Source organism: Novosphingobium sp. ES2-1 (genome assembly GCF_015169775.1).
Lineage (GTDB): Bacteria > Pseudomonadota > Alphaproteobacteria > Sphingomonadales > Sphingomonadaceae > Novosphingobium > Novosphingobium subterraneum.
The window spans coordinates 108,350-124,498 of record NZ_CP063447.1 but is presented as its reverse complement, the minus strand read 5'-3'; the positions used below and the strand labels follow the sequence as shown (position 1 = coordinate 124,498).

General features: G+C 60.2%; 13 protein-coding genes and 1 pseudogene. 6 read left to right on the top strand and 8 right to left on the bottom strand.

The features are described 5' to 3' along the window. Positions 1-258: 258 nt before the first annotated feature. Together IM701_RS18675 and IM701_RS18670 are read right to left on the bottom strand one after the other, a co-directional pair. Positions 259-849, bottom strand: coding sequence for a hypothetical protein (locus tag IM701_RS18675; protein WP_193828993.1), 591 nt, complete (start codon positions 847-849; stop codon positions 259-261). Positions 850-2,594: 1,745 nt separating this feature from the next. Continuing rightward, entirely contained in the window at positions 2,595-3,161 is a 567-nt protein-coding gene (locus tag IM701_RS18670) for a porin family protein (protein ID WP_039338320.1), read from the bottom strand. Between the two features lie 948 nt (positions 3,162-4,109). On the opposite strand from IM701_RS18670, the gene IM701_RS18665 reads away from it, so the two are divergent. After that, positions 4,110-4,583, top strand: a complete 474-nt coding sequence (locus IM701_RS18665) for a MucR family transcriptional regulator (RefSeq protein WP_039338254.1) — start codon at positions 4,110-4,112, stop codon at positions 4,581-4,583. 495 nt (positions 4,584-5,078) lie between these two features. Here IM701_RS18665 and IM701_RS18660 read toward each other — a convergent pair. Continuing rightward, a pseudogene (locus tag IM701_RS18660) lies at positions 5,079-5,411 on the bottom strand (GDP-mannose 4,6-dehydratase); the annotation flags it as partial. Between the two features lie 976 nt (positions 5,412-6,387). Here IM701_RS18660 and IM701_RS18655 point away from each other — a divergent pair. Both IM701_RS18655 and IM701_RS18650 read left to right on the top strand, forming a co-directional pair. Then, positions 6,388-7,140, top strand: coding sequence for an IS1595 family transposase (locus IM701_RS18655; protein ID WP_193828992.1), 753 nt, complete (start codon positions 6,388-6,390; stop codon positions 7,138-7,140). Between the two features lies 1 nt (position 7,141). Further along, positions 7,142-8,095: a transposase gene (locus IM701_RS18650; protein ID WP_156452043.1), complete on the top strand. Its 954-nt coding sequence runs from the start codon at positions 7,142-7,144 to the stop codon at positions 8,093-8,095. 6 nt (positions 8,096-8,101) lie between these two features. On the opposite strand, the gene IM701_RS18645 is transcribed toward IM701_RS18650, so the two are convergent. Genes IM701_RS18645 through IM701_RS18635 form a run of 3 tightly spaced genes read right to left on the bottom strand, consistent with a single transcriptional unit; the run spans position 8,102 to position 9,957 of the window. Beyond that, a complete protein-coding gene (locus tag IM701_RS18645) occupies positions 8,102-8,659 on the bottom strand; it encodes an LptA/OstA family protein (protein WP_174544621.1) in 558 nt (185 codons plus the stop codon). Positions 8,660-8,670: 11 nt separating this feature from the next. Next, complete coding sequence (lptC, locus tag IM701_RS18640) at positions 8,671-9,315, bottom strand: LPS export ABC transporter periplasmic protein LptC (protein WP_062344511.1); 645 nt, start codon at positions 9,313-9,315, stop codon at positions 8,671-8,673. 24 nt (positions 9,316-9,339) lie between these two features. Then, entirely contained in the window at positions 9,340-9,957 is a 618-nt protein-coding gene (locus IM701_RS18635; RefSeq protein WP_193828991.1) for a ribonuclease D, read from the bottom strand. Positions 9,958-10,263: 306 nt separating this feature from the next. Here IM701_RS18635 and IM701_RS18630 point away from each other — a divergent pair, with 306 nt between their 5' ends. Next, positions 10,264-10,731 (top strand): MarR family transcriptional regulator, encoded by a 468-nt coding sequence (locus IM701_RS18630; protein WP_052242741.1) that lies wholly within the window; start codon positions 10,264-10,266, stop codon positions 10,729-10,731. Between the two features lie 715 nt (positions 10,732-11,446). Here the strand turns inward: IM701_RS18630 and IM701_RS18625 are convergent. Next, a complete protein-coding gene (locus IM701_RS18625) occupies positions 11,447-12,112 on the bottom strand; it encodes a toprim domain-containing protein (protein ID WP_230487954.1) in 666 nt (221 codons plus the stop codon). A gap of 1,091 nt (positions 12,113-13,203) precedes the next feature. Then, positions 13,204-13,536, bottom strand: coding sequence for a hypothetical protein (locus IM701_RS18620; protein WP_193828990.1), 333 nt, complete (start codon positions 13,534-13,536; stop codon positions 13,204-13,206). An 84-nt stretch (positions 13,537-13,620) separates the two neighbouring features. Between IM701_RS18620 and IM701_RS18615 the strand changes: the two genes are divergently transcribed. Then, positions 13,621-14,169, top strand: a complete 549-nt coding sequence (locus IM701_RS18615; protein ID WP_193828989.1) for a hypothetical protein — start codon at positions 13,621-13,623, stop codon at positions 14,167-14,169. Between the two features lie 800 nt (positions 14,170-14,969). Beyond that, positions 14,970-16,130 (top strand): replication initiation protein, encoded by a 1,161-nt coding sequence (locus IM701_RS18610; RefSeq protein WP_193828988.1) that lies wholly within the window; start codon positions 14,970-14,972, stop codon positions 16,128-16,130. Positions 16,131-16,149: the final 19 nt, after the last annotated feature.

Sequence of the window (16,149 nt, the reverse complement as noted above, 5' to 3'; positions counted from 1 at the left end):
CTGAATGCAAAGGACGCTTTGCCGATGCCCAGATCGGCAGCAGAGCCGTTGAGAAATCCCCGAACCGATGAGCCGCCAGCCTCGAGCATGGCAACCTGGCGCACCAGAATTGCGACCCAATCGGGTAAGGACGCAATCTCCGTGATGTCAGGCTCAACCTGCGCCGCGTTACGCCAGCATCTGTGGCTTAGCCGGAGACGCCAGGCATCTGCGTCAGGTCCGTGGCCCTGTGCTTTTCGCTGCCGCTGTCCAGCCCGATCAGCATGGGCACACCTGTCGCTTCGGCCGGCTTCCCGCAACACGCAGTGTCCGGTCGAGGGCACCGATGTGCACAGCGAGGAAAACAGTCCTTAAACCGCCGCTGCCTATGCAGACAGTTTTGACTTCTGCCCGTTCGACCTCGTTCAGATTGTTGACGCCATCACGCAGTTTGGAGTCGGCTGGCAGGTATCCGAGCGGTTCACCGCGCCTGTTCACGGCAACAGTGGCACCTTCGCCGTGATCATGTGCCGTCACCGACGTGAGGGTGACACCTTCGCCCAGAGCAAGCTTGCGGATTGCAGTCTGGAAGTGCTGTTCCCCTGACAACTGGACGGAATGGACATGGTGATTCTCAAGCCAGGCCATGTCCGGTCGGGCATCGCCTGGTCCGGTGACCACTGCAATTCGAGGCGCCAGCAGTTGCCCCTTGCCGTCTTCTGCGCCAATGCTGGTGATCCTGGCAGCAAGCACCGCGTCGGCGTTGGCAATAGCCCTCGCAAGTGCACTCTTTGCGCCGATCCTGCCGATCAGGGTGCCATCCTGCAATGTAACGATGAAAGCGCCCGCACAATCCGGATCAGTCTTCACGAGCACATCTGCCTGCGGCTGGCAGCGTTCGATACCTTCCTGGCACTCGGTGGCGCCGAGAAGAGCGACAGGTGCGTGCCTGACAATTCCGGCACCGGGTAACGCTTGGGCAATGGCCTTTCGCCTGAGCAGCCCGGGCGCTTGTGTAACCGGCCGCTCTGATTGTGCGAATGGCTCCACTGCACTTCGTTGGACAAGGTCATATTGCGTGAGGCCTTGCCGCACCCTGTGCAATCGCCGTTGCAGAGCCGGATCAATTGGTGCGGCCTTGCCGCCCCTGCCCCTGCCCCTGCCCTTGCCCTTGCCCTTGCGAACGATGCAATCAGCTAAACTCTTCCAGGAGCTCATTTTTACCGCGGGCAGATCCTGGCAAGACGGTTATTGGACCCAGGCAGGCAAGTCCGTGTGCTGGATCACAACGCGCCGCTCCATCGCATGATCTGGCACGCACTTTCCCGATGAGCGCAGGTGTGTCTGTATCTTGCAAGAGGCTGCATGGGCTGTGAAGATTGCCCTTTGCCCGGACAACGCCATTCAAACACCAGGATCAGATGGCAGAGCTCGGGAGGCGGATGGATGCCGAAGGTCGAGCGCCCATCGAGGAACTTGCTGAGGCTGCCATTGTCTCGCGATGCGATGAGGCCATTGCCGCGCTGTTCCCTCAGATGGCGGCATCAAGATGAATACGCGTTATCGGGGAGCAGATGCTGGAGCACAATGACAACGAGGCGGTATCCCGCCGCTCCATAACGCTGGAGATTCTCGGCTCTGCGAGCCGTGATCGCGTTGTCCGCCTGCCAGCTCTGGCTGCCTGACCCGAACCCGGTCCCGGCGTGGAGCGACAGTCCTTGCGCCACCTTGCGGGACACGACGGTCATCACGCCGCAGGTGCAAACGAAATTCGGAAGGCATTCGGCAGAACCGCAGCGCTGATGCGTTCGGCAAAGCCGCAATGCCCTCCTGCCAACCGTGTCTAGGCAAGTGCCCCTAAGATCGCGTTAACGATGCAGCAACCATAAACTCCTGCCTTGGCAGTGCTGCTGGTGGCTGCCTGAGAACCGAATTCGCCACCAGGCTGGGTGCTATCGATCATCCAATCCGACATCAGCCCCGGGTCGTTCATCGGCATGGCCTGGCTAAAGACTTCGGGAGTTGAACGATAGGGGCGGTTCCTGCTCAGGCGCGGTGTGACCTGCGCTGACTTGGCTTTACCAGGCGCTTGACCGATGCCCGGCGGCGGCTCCTCGAACCGTTCTTTTCACCGCCATTCATGTTTGGCGCATCGGCATGAATAGCCCGTACTGCAGATCAACGAGGCCATCCTCTTCTTGCTGCACCGTGTACCGCCATGATGATTTACCGCACTGGTTTGCGTCCCTCGCAACGGTTGGGTCGCTGCTCCATCTGCGGCGGTTTTCAAGGCCTATGTTGCGAGCAAGCGCGCAAATGGACCGAGACAGAGGGCCGTGTGTGCTGGCTGCCATTGCCGGTGGCGCACCCTTCGCTGGCCGATGGCGGTCATGCTCAATGCAAGCCCAGAGATGCCCTGCACCCGCCTCGCAAGGACTTCTTGCAAAACCTGGCAAGGGCAATTGCTTGGTTGATCATGGTTTCAATCCTGCAATCTGCCCGACGCGTGGCAGGAGCCTCAAGCCTTGCAGATAAATCCAGATCGGGCCGAGAAGACCACAGAAAATGGAGAGGACAGCGCCGCTGGCCTCCCCAGTCCGTTCACTCAGGAGTGATCAGAAGCGCAGGCCGACGCCTGCGAGCACCTGGTTGCGCGAGAAGTTGGATTCGTAGTTCGAGTAACGGTACTCGAGCAGGCCGTAGCTGTTGCCACCGAGGCCGAGCTGAGCGCCCAGGCCAAGGCGCACGCCATCACCGTTCTCGCCATCCTTGAAGCCGTTGAGCTCACCCTTGATGCGGGCGTTCGTGTAGCCAACCTTGCCATAGAGATTCAGCTTCGGGTTGACCGCGGCAGTCACGCGAGCACCGACGTAGAGGTCACGGCCGGTCGAAATCACCGCGCGATCGACGCCATCGTCATAAACGTACTTGGTCGACGAGTCCGAGACTTCAGCGTCAACGCCGAAGGCGACGTTGCCGGTGGTCGGAATGTCATAGCCGAGAGCCAAGCCAAAACCGACACCGTCTTCGCTGTACGTGCCAAGGCCCAAGTCATTCAGGTCGAGCGAGACGCGATCCCAGCCAACAAGCACTTCGGTGCGGACGCCCGAGGGAGCCTCGGCAAACGCAGGCGTGGCGCAAGCTGCAACAACGGCTGCGAGCGCGATCGTGATCTTCTTCATGATGTTCCCCATTCTTGCATATCGCGGTTCTGATTGCGTTTTTCCGAGACCGCGGCGGCGCGCCCATCTGAGGATTGTCCGGCTGGGACAACCGCAAAGTGGGGCATGCGATGTCGCGAAAAAACAACGTGTTGCCGCAATGCAACAAAAATCGCGATGCCATCGGGACACGAAAGCTGCTTGCGAGAAAATCACACCAGGGTCGCAGAAATGTGCGCTTGCTCACTTGAACGGCCTCGAGCGACAGACGGGCCAGGTTCCCGGTAACCAACCGGTTTCCTGCATCCCGCCCGAATACTGGGACCTGGGCGGCATCCTGTGGACTGGCGCCCTCCGGCCGCCGTTCGGTCCGCACACTCATGGTGACAATGAACTGGCGACCCTTGCCGCCCTTCTTGCCCAATCCGGCCTTCGCTGGCGGGACCGAGGCTTGCGGTGGTGTCTTGCGCGGTTTGCCAACCAGCGCCTCGATCGCGGGTATCGGTGCTGACATCCGCGCAGTTGGCGCACGATGCGCAGGCAAAGGCCTGCTCCAGGCAACTTCGCGGCGGCTATGAAAAAGGGTGATGGAGCCATCCACTGGATGCATCGGGACCAGATTTACCGCGCAACCCATTCCTGCCAAATCTGCAAGCAGTTAAGCACAGACACCAATCGCGGTCCCCGGGTATGGTTGTGGTTGGGTACGACGATTTTCAGGGTCTTGCATGAGCGGAAGCAATTTCCGAATTTTATTGAATTTCTCGGTCTCCTGACGACATGATCATATCGTGGACATGCTTATACTCGTGCATTGTCCAACCATTTATTAACCTTGTTTTTCCGGTTTTTGAATAAATCCGCAGCCGATCATCCTTGCGGATAAGGAAGGGCTGGTCCTGCAAGTCAGCGTGCGCTAGAAGTTCACGAATTATTCGGGGCTGCAATGCACAAAGGGAGCTGACTGAAATGCAAGATGATCTTGCCAATCGCGAAACGCTTGTCACACTGACGTCGGATATTGTCTCCGCTCACGTGAGCAACAACAGCGTCGCAGTGGGCGACCTCCCTGCGCTTATCGCCAACGTCTACAACGCTCTTGCAGGTCTCGACAAGCCTGAGGAGGTACACGAATCCCTTCCTGAGCCTGCGGTTTCGGTTCGGGCATCTGTCAAGAACGACTACATCGTGTGCCTTGAAGACGGCAAGAAGATGAAGATGCTCAAGCGCCATCTGGCGAACCGTTACAACATGACGCCCGAACAATATCGTGCGCGCTGGAACCTGCCTGCCGATTATCCGATGGTGGCGCCGGCATATGCCGAAAAGCGCCGGGAACTCGCCAAGGCGATCGGGCTGGGGCGCAAGCCCGGAACCAAGGTCGTCAAACCGGTGGCCAAGCGTGGCCGCAAGCCTGCGAAGCCTGAAGCGGCACAGCCCTGACGCACTAAGCAGGCGACTTGCCTGTCGGGGCTCACGGATGAGATAGCTGCCCTGTTCTCTTGCGTTTCGCGAGACAGCAGAAGTGTCCGAGCCCCAGGTGTGTCACATCGGGCCCGAACTGCGCCAGCTGACCGCGGCAAGCCTTCGGGGGAGGACCCTGGGGCACGGAACGCGCGCTCGCAGCGTGTAATCCTGGCTCGCTCCGCCTTGCGCGTAATGTCCCGGTTGGGCGTCTGTCTCGGGTGCGTCCCTCAGGCCTGCGCGAATGAAGTGGCTGGTTTCACCCGCCTTTGCTTGTCAGGCAGTTGCAACGCCCAAACGGCAAGCTCAAACCCCACTATGTGAGGTTTTGGGGGCATGGTCTCCGGCATTGTGCCGGGTCCGACAGGGTGCCTGCATCTCGACAGTAAAGAGACACTGGGCACGCCAAACCACCTGGGCGGCACACCGTGTGGCAAGGGTTGGGCGAGCGTGCGCATCCCATGGCCGGAACATGCGCGCGGCCTTGAGCAGGCTGCTGGTGCCGATCACATTCGTCTCGATCAAGGCGTCGGGCCCCGTGATCGAGCGATCGATGTGGCTTTCAGCGACAAAATGGACGAGCGTTGCCACACCTTGCTCGCGCAGCAGCTTCTCGACAAGCGCTGTGTCGCCAATGTCACCGACGACGAGGTCAGTCTGCTCGACATCGGCAATGGTCGAACGGTTGCGGGCATAGGTCAGGCAATCGAGCACGATGATCGTATCGTCGGGATTTTGCTTGCTACAATAGCGAACGAAGTTGCCGCCAATGAAGCCGACACCGCCAGTAACAAGCATGTTAGCCAAGAGCTTTTCCTCTTTCAACATCGTCCTGAGATGGGCGTTCCAGTGGATATGACCGGCACCCTCGATCACGCGGGTTGCCGATATTTCGAGCGCCGAGCAGGACGGCTGCCGTACTAGCGGGGGCTTGGCTGGCCATCGAGCAGGTCCAGGAAGGCACTGGCCCCGCGCAGCGGCGATGTCTGTCGAAGCACCTGGGCGGCGCACCTGTTATCATTGCGTGCCAGCGCCATAACACCCCCTGCCACGGCCGAAGCTTCTGCTATTGCTTGGCGTCAGAATACTCATAATGCCTGACGCTGCCGACAAAGTCGGTCGCGGGGCAGCCGGAATCACGCGGTACATCGGAACTGGCATCGCCTTTCATGCGACGTTGCGATCCTCGTGCGACTACGCGAGCCGGGCAAGGGCCAAGTGCGAACGGCCTTGCCGTATCGCGGCAAGGCGGCGGCCCCTGAGAACTTGAAATCCTGCTCCAGCAAGCTATCGTCAAGTGTCTGCTCGATCTTCGTCGTGAGAGTGGATCCGCCAGAACCGGCGGTCGAACACGGGCTCCGACTCCGTCGGGTGGCCTGCGAAATACAACACCCATGGGGAATACGCGGGGCGCGTTTTCCCTGTGTTCACGCGCGACGAACCGCCCGGCTCGTCGCGAGGACGAGTCGTGCAAATGCTTCTTCGGCAATGTCGCGAGGCTTGCGGCCGCGCGGACACTACGGATCAGCACCTTTACGGACAGGTGCCGTTTGGCTGGCGTCCGCTGGTGATTTCCTCGACCAAAGAGACTATCGTGGGGACAAGCCTCGACCTGTTCAATCAGGTCTTTCCCGATGATGCTGCCTGTCTCCGCCATGTCTTCGACATGCGCTTTGGCCAGGGCCATCCCTGCCCGAAGTGCGGTCGGCCCGCCCGCTGGTCAAGACGCAAGGGTCGCTCGTGCTTCACCGCGCGGTGTTGCAGCAACGCGGAGATCTATCCCTTGGCGGGCACCTTGTTTGGTCACAGTCGCTTACCCTTGCGCGATCTCTTCCTGGTCCTCCTGCATTTCACAAATTCCAAGGTCGGATTTTCCGCATCGCTCACCCGCCGCCTGCTCGGCATTTCCCATCCCGCCGCTTTCACGCTGTGCGACCGGATCCGCTGCCACCTCGCCATGTTGACCGGTCGCAACCGCATCGGCGGTCCTGGCCAGCAGGTCTTTATCGACGAGGCCTTGCTGCGCGGCGTCCTGACCACGGGCAACCGGCCCAACAAGGCCAGTCTGGTTGCCCTGTGTACGCGTCAGGACCTGTTGACGGCGATTGTGCCTGACAGGCGCGCAGCGACGCTCGTCGCGTTGATCGAACACGTCGTCAGGCCTGGATCCATACTCGTGACCGACGGCTTTGCCGGCTATCGCGGCCTGCACCGGCGAGGGTGGCATCATGAGGTCGTCAATCATCATCGCAGGATCTGGGTCAATAGCAACGGAGCCTGCCAGGCCCAGGTCGAGACTTACTGGTGGCATCTCAAGCGCACCTTGCGCCTGACGTACCTGCGAATAGACCGTGAGAATGCATGGAAATACATAAACGCGTTCAATTTTGTCTATAACAGGCGAACGAGGAGCCGCGAGACCTTCTGGGATGCAGTGTCGCACTTTCCTGCCTTCCCGGACGATCCCAGGGCCTATCTGGAGATGGACCTCGAACTCGGCCTGATGCCGGCATTGCAACTCGACGAGGGCCATTGACGTGGCACAAGCAGCGGCTTGCCCATCTTTACAGGGGATCGCGGAGCTGCGCCCCGTCAGCGCACCTCGCCACCGCAGCGGCACCAGTTTTCGTCAGGTCGAGCAATGCCTGGGCAGCGAGGAGGCAATAGTCGCCCATCTGTTCAGGTGTCGCGAGAAAGAGCTAAGCCTGTGCCCGACATGCGCAAGGCCGGTCAAACTCGTGCCCACGAAAAGAATTGGCACGTATTCAGGCACGTGCTGCCAGGCCTTCCACCGGATCGTGACAATGGACACGTTGTTCGAACGCAGCACCTGGCCTCTCACGTCATGGATAATGGCGATGGTCTACTTCGCAAACTCCCGTAGCGGGATTTCCCGCGCCTTCCTTCAAACCATGTTCGGCCTGACCGGGGGCAGCGCCCATATCATCTGCAAACGCATTCGACAGCACATGGCTCTGCTCGAGGATGAAAGGCAATTGGGTGGGCCGAGCGAACCCGTCGGCCTGTCATTCCAGCGGATAAAAGGGGCGCGAGGCAGTCGTATCCAATCGCGTAGCGTGCTGGTCATGGCAATTCACGACGCATCCCATGTCGTACCGGTCGTTGTTGCAGATCGCAGGCCCTCGACGATCCATCCTATCGTCCGGGCAAAGGTGCGGCCCGGGTCGATCCTGGTCTATCGCGACCGCATCGAGCATGCGCGCCTCAACCAGTTTCGGTCGAACTGGGGACTGGCACGCTCGTTCGCGATCGAGCCCGCCTCCCGGTATTCCGGGATCGACAACGCCATACTTGTCTTCTGGATGCATTTCCGCAGGGTCATGGCAGCTGGGCACGGCCATTTCGCAAGAGGCAACCTGTGGCTCTATCTCGGAGAATTTGCCTTCCGTTTCAATCGCCGCTCCGAACCGGACCAGATCTTCTGGGACATGGTCTCGCACTTTCCTCCGGTCGTCGGGCGTGGAGCATGAAGCTGATCAGTTCCTGCGTTTGACGTTGAAAGTTCCGCTGACGCGGCCGCCGCTACCGCCACCTGATCGCCCGTCGACGCTCGAAAGGCCAGAATCGAGATCGATGACCAGGCGCCCGCCGTTCAACGTATCGCCGTTGCGACGGAGCGCCACGTTCCCTGTCATGGTGATGATGTTGCGGTTGAAGTCGTAGACGGCAACATCGCCGCGCGCACTTTCACCTCCACGGTTGACCATGACACCTCCTGTCGCATCGATCCTGTCGATCTGGATGTCGCCGGCATTCCTGTAGGCAACGGTTGTCCGGGCGGCCTGCATGCGCAAATCCGACTGGGTGATGTCGACGTTGCCGGACAGGACGACGCGCTTTGTCTTGTCCTGCACCTCGATGCGATCTGCCGCGTAGTTCACAGGCGCATTGCTGTCATGTCCCGAGATGCCCTGCGCCCAAAGATGCTGACCACCCGCCATGAGCGCGGCCGACGCGGCAAAACCGATAGCGGCCCAGCGCAGCGGACGGGCCGAACGAATGATCTCGCGCGTTGTCAGGGGATACTTGGTCATCGGTGTCCTGCTCATGGCATTTGCATCCTGCCCGGTACCATGCGGAGGCGGGCATTACCCTCGAGCGCAACCGTACGCTCGTTCAGATTGGCGCTAATCCGATCGGCGGAAAAGGTCCCGGCAGGAATGCGCCCTTCGACAGGCCCGCGACTCTTGAGGGTTTTGCTGCCAAGATCGATGTCGACGTTCGTCGCAGTCATGCGATAGCCGTCCGAAGTCTGGACATTGATCGGGCCTGCGATATCCACGATCTCCTTCCCGAAATCGTAGTTGCCTCTGCCCGCAGTGAGCAAGGCCGGGCCATTGTCCAGCATGATCCGCGCGGTCAGTTGATCCAGCTCGATCATGGGCTGCGCCTTGGTTCGTTGGACTGCCGAGCCTGCGGTGATCGAAAAATTGCGACCGTCATCATCCTGCCCGCGATACATGGCACTCGAAACCTGCATGCGTTCATTGACCATCGCAACCTTGCGACGATCCAGCAGGAAACTGATTTCGCCGCGTGGCGAAAGCGGCGTAATGATCATGACAGCCAGCAGAGCGCCGACCAGCGCTGGCAAGCCGCGCGCGAGAAAATGGACAAGACGGTCATGAAAGCCGCCCGGCGCTGCAAAGCTGCGACGCTGTGTGCGAATCGTGTCTGCCGCGACAGTCATCGCCCGCCCTTGTCCTTTGCCACTTTACTCGTGGCTGAACACATCACGCTCTGCCCAACCTGCGAGGTCGAGCCGGGCCCGCATCGGCAGGAAATCGAAGCAGGCCTGCGCCATCGCGGTGCGGCCCTCGCGCTCCAGACGCTCGACGAGGATCGCGTGCATGGCATGGAGGTGGCGCACGTCGGATGCGGCGTATTCCTGCTGCGCATCGGACAGCACCGGCCCACCCCAGTCGCTCGACTGCTGCTGCTTGGAGATTTCCTTTCCGAGCAGTTCGCGCACCAGGTCCTTGAGGCCGTGGCGATCGGTATAAGTCCGGACCAGCTTCGAGGCGATCTTGGTGCAGAACACGGGCGCCGCGACCACGCCGAGGTAGTGCTCGATCGCGGCAAGGTCGAACCGCGCAAAGTGGTACAGCTTGACCCGCGAAGGGTCTGCCAGCACGGCCTTCAGATTGGGCGCCGCATAGCTGCTGCCCAGTGAGAAGCGGACGAGGTGTTCGTCGCCCTGCCCGTCCGAAATCTGCACGACGCAAAGGCGGTCACGCGGCGTGATCAACCCCATCGTCTCGGTATCGACGGCGACGGCACCGGGCGCAAGCACGCCTTCGGGAAGGTCTTCTTCGTGGAAATAAACGGCCATTCCTGTCGCTTAGGCGGTAAGTCAGCTTCTCGCAAGCAGTGTGTGAAGCCCGCTGGCACCTGCTCGTGCTACCAACGCGCGTGCCAATACGAAACTGGGAGGGGGCGACATTCGTCCGGGGCTTGAGCAGATTTCGCAACGGTGCGGGAGGCAGGTCCACGATCGTCATCGGGCACGTGGCAGCGGTATTGGCCTTTTGCCGTGCCGACACTGCGCCTTGCCAACTTTGATCGATCGCAATGACCAGGTTGCGATGGTGTGCGAGCAGGCTTGCCAGAACTACGGGAAGAGGAAGAGCATCTCGCCATGAACCATGCCGAGAAAGTGCAGATCGGGATAGCGAGCAAGATCTTGACACAGTTGCTCGAGCCCCAGCACGTGCCACGGGCAGTCCCTACCTCGCATCAATTCGACGCCCTTGCGATCGCGCGAGCCTTGAAGGAGAACTTTGCCAAGCGGGAGGAGCTCCTGCCAATCCTGCCGGCATGCAATCCTGGTTGGCGCATTCTTATCGAACTCTACATCGCAAGACGCGAAAGGGTCCGGGTCAGCATTACTGACATCACCCTCCTTACCAATCTTGCTGGCGCAACCTCGCTGCGCTGGCTGAAACTGCTCGACGATGGAGGACTGGTCATTCGCCAGCCTGACATCAACGACCGTCGGCGCTTTTGGCTCTGCCTGACCGATCGGGGGCTGGGCACTGTTTCAGAGGTTTTGGAGAACATGGCAGCGCAATTCAATCCGGTATTCGACCTTGCCTACGCCATGTAATGAGCCAAACCGCCCTGAAGAGCTTGCACAGGCCCTGCAGGCGATTCAGCGCCAGCTCGATGCCATGGGCATGAAAATGGCTGCGATCTATATCGAGCATGCCCTTGAAGCGCTCGCGGACAATGCACGATGTCGCCCGACAACCGAGCACGAAACGTCCTGAGACCGTATGGTGGCAGAATGACTTTTGCTTCGTGCCCTGAACCGAGCTCGCGGCCATGAGCAGGGGTTCGTAGCCCAGTTGTTGCAGATCACGCACCGCACGGATACTTGCTTTTTGCCCCAGTGCATGCCGAAATCCTCGGAAAGGGGACGCAAAGCTTGCGCGGGGGACAGACCGGGATCTGCAACTTCAAGAGCAGCATCGACTGGCCTTGTCCTTGCCTTGCCCTGCTTCCTGAAGCCTGGAAGCAGGGCCATTTTTACGTTGGCAGATTCAGCAGATTCGATGGTCCCAGAATGCCAGGAAGCGGTGCCTCGATCCGGCCATGGGCCTCCCTGCTCCTGACTCCGTACTATCATCCTGCCAATCAGCCTGATCGTCGACCAGTGGCTGAACCTGTAAGAGGGTTACGGCAATGCGCCGTCGCGACCATGTCGCCACCGCCCCTCCTCCAGGAACCGGGGAATTGTCCTTTTGACATAGAGACGATCGCTTCTTGCAACGGGCGCGAAAGACTCGCACGACCTGCGCGAACACAAGCCTGTATGCTGCCTACTGCTTCAAGGCGTCAGCCCAGTCGTTCAGGCCCCGTGGCGGCCATAAGGTTTCGATGTCGAGGCCTGGCCGGGCAAGCGTGCGAGATGCCCTCCTCTGGGCGCGATGCCCCTCCCGGTCATTGTCTGCCAGCAGGATCAACCGCTCAAGACCTTGCGGCAAGTCGATCTGGTGGAAGCGCGCCGCTCCCATGGTAGCAAAGGCCTGAATTCCGGTGAGACAGGTGAAGGCAGCTGCACTCTCGAAGCCCTCGCAGATACCCATCACCGAGCTCGGGTGGCCATTGGACCAGGCAGCGCCGACAGCCCGGCCAAGAACGAACTTGCCGGTACATGCAGCGGTTTGCGGGTCGAGGAAGATGCGTTGCATGGCGCATACCCGATCCGCTTTTCGCATGGCGACAAGCAAGGCCGGACGGTATGACGCAGACTTGCCCGACCCGAGCGGACACCGTTCGAGATAGCGGATATCGTGCAGGGCCCTCACGCTCGTCCGGGGAAAGCCGCGCAAGTCGCAAAGATAACGCATTGCAAGCGTGTCTTCGACAGTCCCAGCGCGGCTCCAGAGGGCTAGCGCGGCACTGCTCGTCACATGGCAGACGTTCGGCAGGGGCGTGGCCAGGACACCGCTAACTGGGCCGCGGTCAAGGCCTAGAAGGCGCACGACCGTTTCTCTTGGGCAACCGGCATGGCACGTCACGAGAATGGCACGTTGACCTTGGCGGAGCGAGAGGGACGGGATGCGATCATCGTGTGCAGGACAGCGACACATCGCATAGTCACCGTACCATCGCCCGCCAAGACGCTGGACGAGGCTCTGAAGGCGTGGCGTTGGAGCAAAGCGTTTCATGCCCTTTGCCACCCCCCTCTCCTCCCCTGCCGTGACAGGCTCTGCCGCTCCCTTCCAGCCCTGCGCCGCAGCGAGCGGCGATGCTGGCGGAGCGTGCCCCCGATCCCTCATGTAAACGGCAATGCCGACCAATCAGGCCGACGAACTAGGGACTACGAACCAGGCTGGTCGTGAGCCCTTGGCGGAGCGAATCCGGTTGCTTCGACCTTCAACCAGTTTCGGGGCGAAAGTTGTGGCAAGATATGAGCGGAGTGTAGATAACGACCCGAGCGATCGGCGCCCCACCCGCCCCAAATCCTTATTGTAAGGTGGGCCGATCGGAGTTTGGCCGCAGCGTCCTCCCGTGTCGCTGCGGCATTTTTTGTGTCGGCAATGCCCATTTGTTAGCGCACCAGGAGCGCTCGAGCGGTGCAGTCCATCGCTACCCGACCATCGCCCGCTCGCTAGCGATAGACGATCGAGCATCAAGTGCTGCGACGACACCGTATTGCCAACTTGGCCGGCCTGTGCGAGCATGCTGATGGGTTAAAGCAGGTGCAATCTCCACTGCGAGAGTACCGATGATCGAAGCAGATTCTCCAGTTCTGCCAGCTACACCTGCGAAAGCTCGCGAGGTAGAGTCCAATTCCCAACGTTCGTGCACCTGCAGGTGTGCTCGCCAAGGCAACTTGCTGCTCTTTGTGGAGTTCGGTCTGATTTTCGCACTCGCCTTTTCCCAGGTGGCATATCGTTTGATCGATCTGGCGGCATCCTGAGTCCCCAGGCTATACCACTGCCATCCTTGGCGTAATCCCGCAGGGCAGGCCGTGCGATGATCCTGAAAGGCAAGATCGGCATCGTTTTCCTTGCCTGATCAGGACCTGCCTGCCCGGGACGACGTGCCCTGAGCTTGCCTGCATGGCACCTTAAGCCTGCCAGACCTGACAGGTACATACCTGCTTGTTTTCCTTGGTGAAAATGGCATCGTCGTGCTGCACTTGGCAGTGCCAGGATGGGTCGGCACGGAGTGTGTTGCAATGGCGTGCGGTCGATACCCTTTTGAGACCGGACCCGAAATTGACCTTGTCGCGGCTAGGCAACCGGTTCGTTCTTCCTTGTACCTGCGCTTGATGGACCTGTTGGCCAGCGCGAGGATGGGTCGGCTCGATATCGAAACTCTCGCCGAACGCGGGGCGCATCTCCAGATGGACTGTTTGCTTGGCGCTGCTGCACCGTTCTATCTTGCGGGCAGCGTTCAATTGCGTGACTGCCTGTTCATCGGTCCAAGAGCCTTGTCTGGCGCCTTCTGGGCGACCATCGGCGCGCGCGCCCCGCGATTTTTCGTGCTGATCGTGGTCGAGGCAGCAAACGCCCGCGCTTTGTATCTTCGTTCAGGCAGACGAATTGATCTTCGCGATGGTGTCAGCGGATCGGTTTCGCACGCGATGCCGGTGGGTCAGATGCCGGTGGGTCAAGGGCCATTTCTGGCGCTGGTATGCGCAGAATTCGATTGGTCGGGCATCCCGCAGCCGAAGTCTGCTGCCGTGGTGCCGGTTTGGCGCCGCGACCAGTTCACCCCCCTCGCCTGCAGTCACGAGCGGGATATGCTGGATTGTCTTGCTGCAATCATGGAGCGTCTCGATTGCCACGGCACTGCACTGCAGATTGCTCGACAGCTTGGTGCAGATGGTCCAGCACAGGTTTTTGCTGGCCGTCTGTGCCGCGACGGGCTCAAGCAAGAGTTCGAGCTCACCTGCCTGCCCTGCGACGCCGATCGTCCCGAACCGAGCTTGGCGGCTTTGCCTGGCGGTGAAAGGCTGTCATATGTTCCCGGGACGGCAGGCTTTGACAAACTATGTGCCGACCTTGTCACGCTTGCCCTGCGATGCTGATCGGCTTTGTGCGCGGCAGCATTACGTCCCTTACGGTACTGTCTCCTGTCGGGAATCCAGTGATAAAGATGCCCGAGCATTGCTCGGGGAGTCTTCTCCTGATTCCAGATTCAAGGATTCGGAGCTCCAAAAAGCCCGGTTTATCGTGCTTTTGTCCGAGTCATTGTGAGATTGCGGGGGCGACTGGATGAGGCCTTGGGGGCTTCAGCATGTGCTGGTGGGGGCGATGTCTTGAGGAATCGGGGGATTGTGTGAGGTCTTGGGGGAGTTGCAATTGCCTTCTCCAAAGTGCGAGGTATCGCTTTCAAACACGTCGATTTTTTGTCCGTAGCTCGCCTGAGAACGTTTTTTCCCATGAGTTATGGGGGAAGCCATCGTGCTGGCGGTCTTTATATGAGCACGCGGGGGCTTGGACTGCACCTGTGACCGCGACTGTGCGATGGGATGCCGAGCCCAGGGGACCTTGAGCAGAAAGGTTTATGTGAGGAACCGGGGGTGTATCTGACAATGTGAGGTCTTGGGGGATGGACACGATCCTGACCCCAGTGCTGGTTTGATGCAGACAGAACAGGGCGTTACCCTCAGCGCAGGGCTCATGGGTCATGAGCGTTGCGGCGACTACATGAGGTTACGGGGGGCACGTTCTTGGTAGCAGATGTGATCCTCCAGGGTTCTTGGGGGATGCCTGGCGTGCACGTTCGTTCCTGACATGCAAAACAGGGCCGTGTTCGATCCGGGGTGTCTATGTGAGGGATCGGGGGGATGTTCTCTTTGAGAGGAGGTGATGTTACGCTCCTCATATGGAAGTCGATTCGGCCACGGAAGAGCTGCAGCTGCAAGAGGATCTTGAGGGTCTCGGGCGGACACTCAGGGTTGCCGATGTAATCCGCAGGCGCGATCTCGAGTTTGTCAGCAAGCCCGGTGAGCTTGTCGAATCCGAATTTGAAACCGGTTCGCTCAGCGCGGCAGCGCGCAAGGCCTTTGCGCTGATGTTGCGCAAGGCCGGGCCGGACGCCGGGTCTGACAAGACATTCACCATCACGAAGAAGGAGTTGCGCGGGTCGCACAAGGGCAACGAGCGCATTCAGCCGGTCATGGACGAGCTGCTGCGGGTTATCGTTCGCATTCGCACGACGACGCGCAAGGGCAAGCCGGCGATCATGTCGCAGTCCCTGCTTGCCAGCTGTGTTGAGGAAGTCTCCGAAGATGGCCTGAGCGTCGTTGAGTTCGAATTCTCGGAGAACTTCAAGCGTGTCATCCAGCGCTCCGATTATTATGCGCGGGTGAACCTGGGCGTGATGCTGGCGCTGCAGTCACGCTATTCGCTGACAATCTATGATCTGGGTTGCCTGATCATCAATCGCCAGAATCGCACGGTGCGCATGAGCGTCGAGGAGTTGCGTCGCAGGATCGGCGTGCCTGAGGGAAGTCTCAAGAACTTCGCCGAGCTGCGCCGGGAGGTCCTGGCAAAGTCGAAGGCCGAGATCGATCAGCTTGCCGATTTCACGGTCGATTGGGAGGAGATTCGTGGCTCAGGGCGTGGCCGTCCTGTGCAATCGGTGAAGATGACATTCATGCCCAAGGATTCCTCGGCGCAGGAGGAAGCAGCGCGTGAGCTTGACCGGCCTAAGGTCGGTCGGCGTGCCAGACGCGAAGGGACAACCGAGACTCTGGAAGCCTTGGCACCTCCCCTTCCCCCTGCAAAGTCCCGTGAACCAAGGAAGGCTCCGCTGCCGCGGGCAAACCGGCAGCTTTTCCCGGAAGGTTCGCTGCATTTCTGCGGGGACAATCGCCTGCTTGCGATCCTGGGTGATTTCGGAGGGGGCTGGGACAAGGACCTGGTGGCGCAGGCTTATCGTGAGCAAATGGGGGCTCGACTGGAGAAACTTGCAGGCGAGGCATTGTACAAGTCCTTCGAAGGCTTCTGCCGCGGTTTCGTCAGGGTCCGTGGAAAGGCTTGACCCCCCCTTCCCTCACATA

What these genes read in the sequence shown, in the direction of transcription:
- IM701_RS18670 (WP_039338320.1), bottom strand. Translation starts at nt 3,161, where the DNA reads ATGAAGAAGATCACGATCGCGCTCGCAGCCGTTGTTGCAGCTTGCGCC.
- IM701_RS18665 (WP_039338254.1), top strand. Translation starts at nt 4,110, where the DNA reads ATGCAAGATGATCTTGCCAATCGCGAAACGCTTGTCACACTGACGTCG.
- IM701_RS18645 (WP_174544621.1), bottom strand. Translation starts at nt 8,659, where the DNA reads ATGACCAAGTATCCCCTGACAACGCGCGAGATCATTCGTTCGGCCCGT.
- lptC (WP_062344511.1), bottom strand. Translation starts at nt 9,315, where the DNA reads ATGACTGTCGCGGCAGACACGATTCGCACACAGCGTCGCAGCTTTGCA.
- IM701_RS18635 (WP_193828991.1), bottom strand. Translation starts at nt 9,957, where the DNA reads ATGGCCGTTTATTTCCACGAAGAAGACCTTCCCGAAGGCGTGCTTGCG.
- IM701_RS18630 (WP_052242741.1), top strand. Translation starts at nt 10,264, where the DNA reads ATGAACCATGCCGAGAAAGTGCAGATCGGGATAGCGAGCAAGATCTTG.
- IM701_RS18610 (WP_193828988.1), top strand. Translation starts at nt 14,970, where the DNA reads ATGGAAGTCGATTCGGCCACGGAAGAGCTGCAGCTGCAAGAGGATCTT.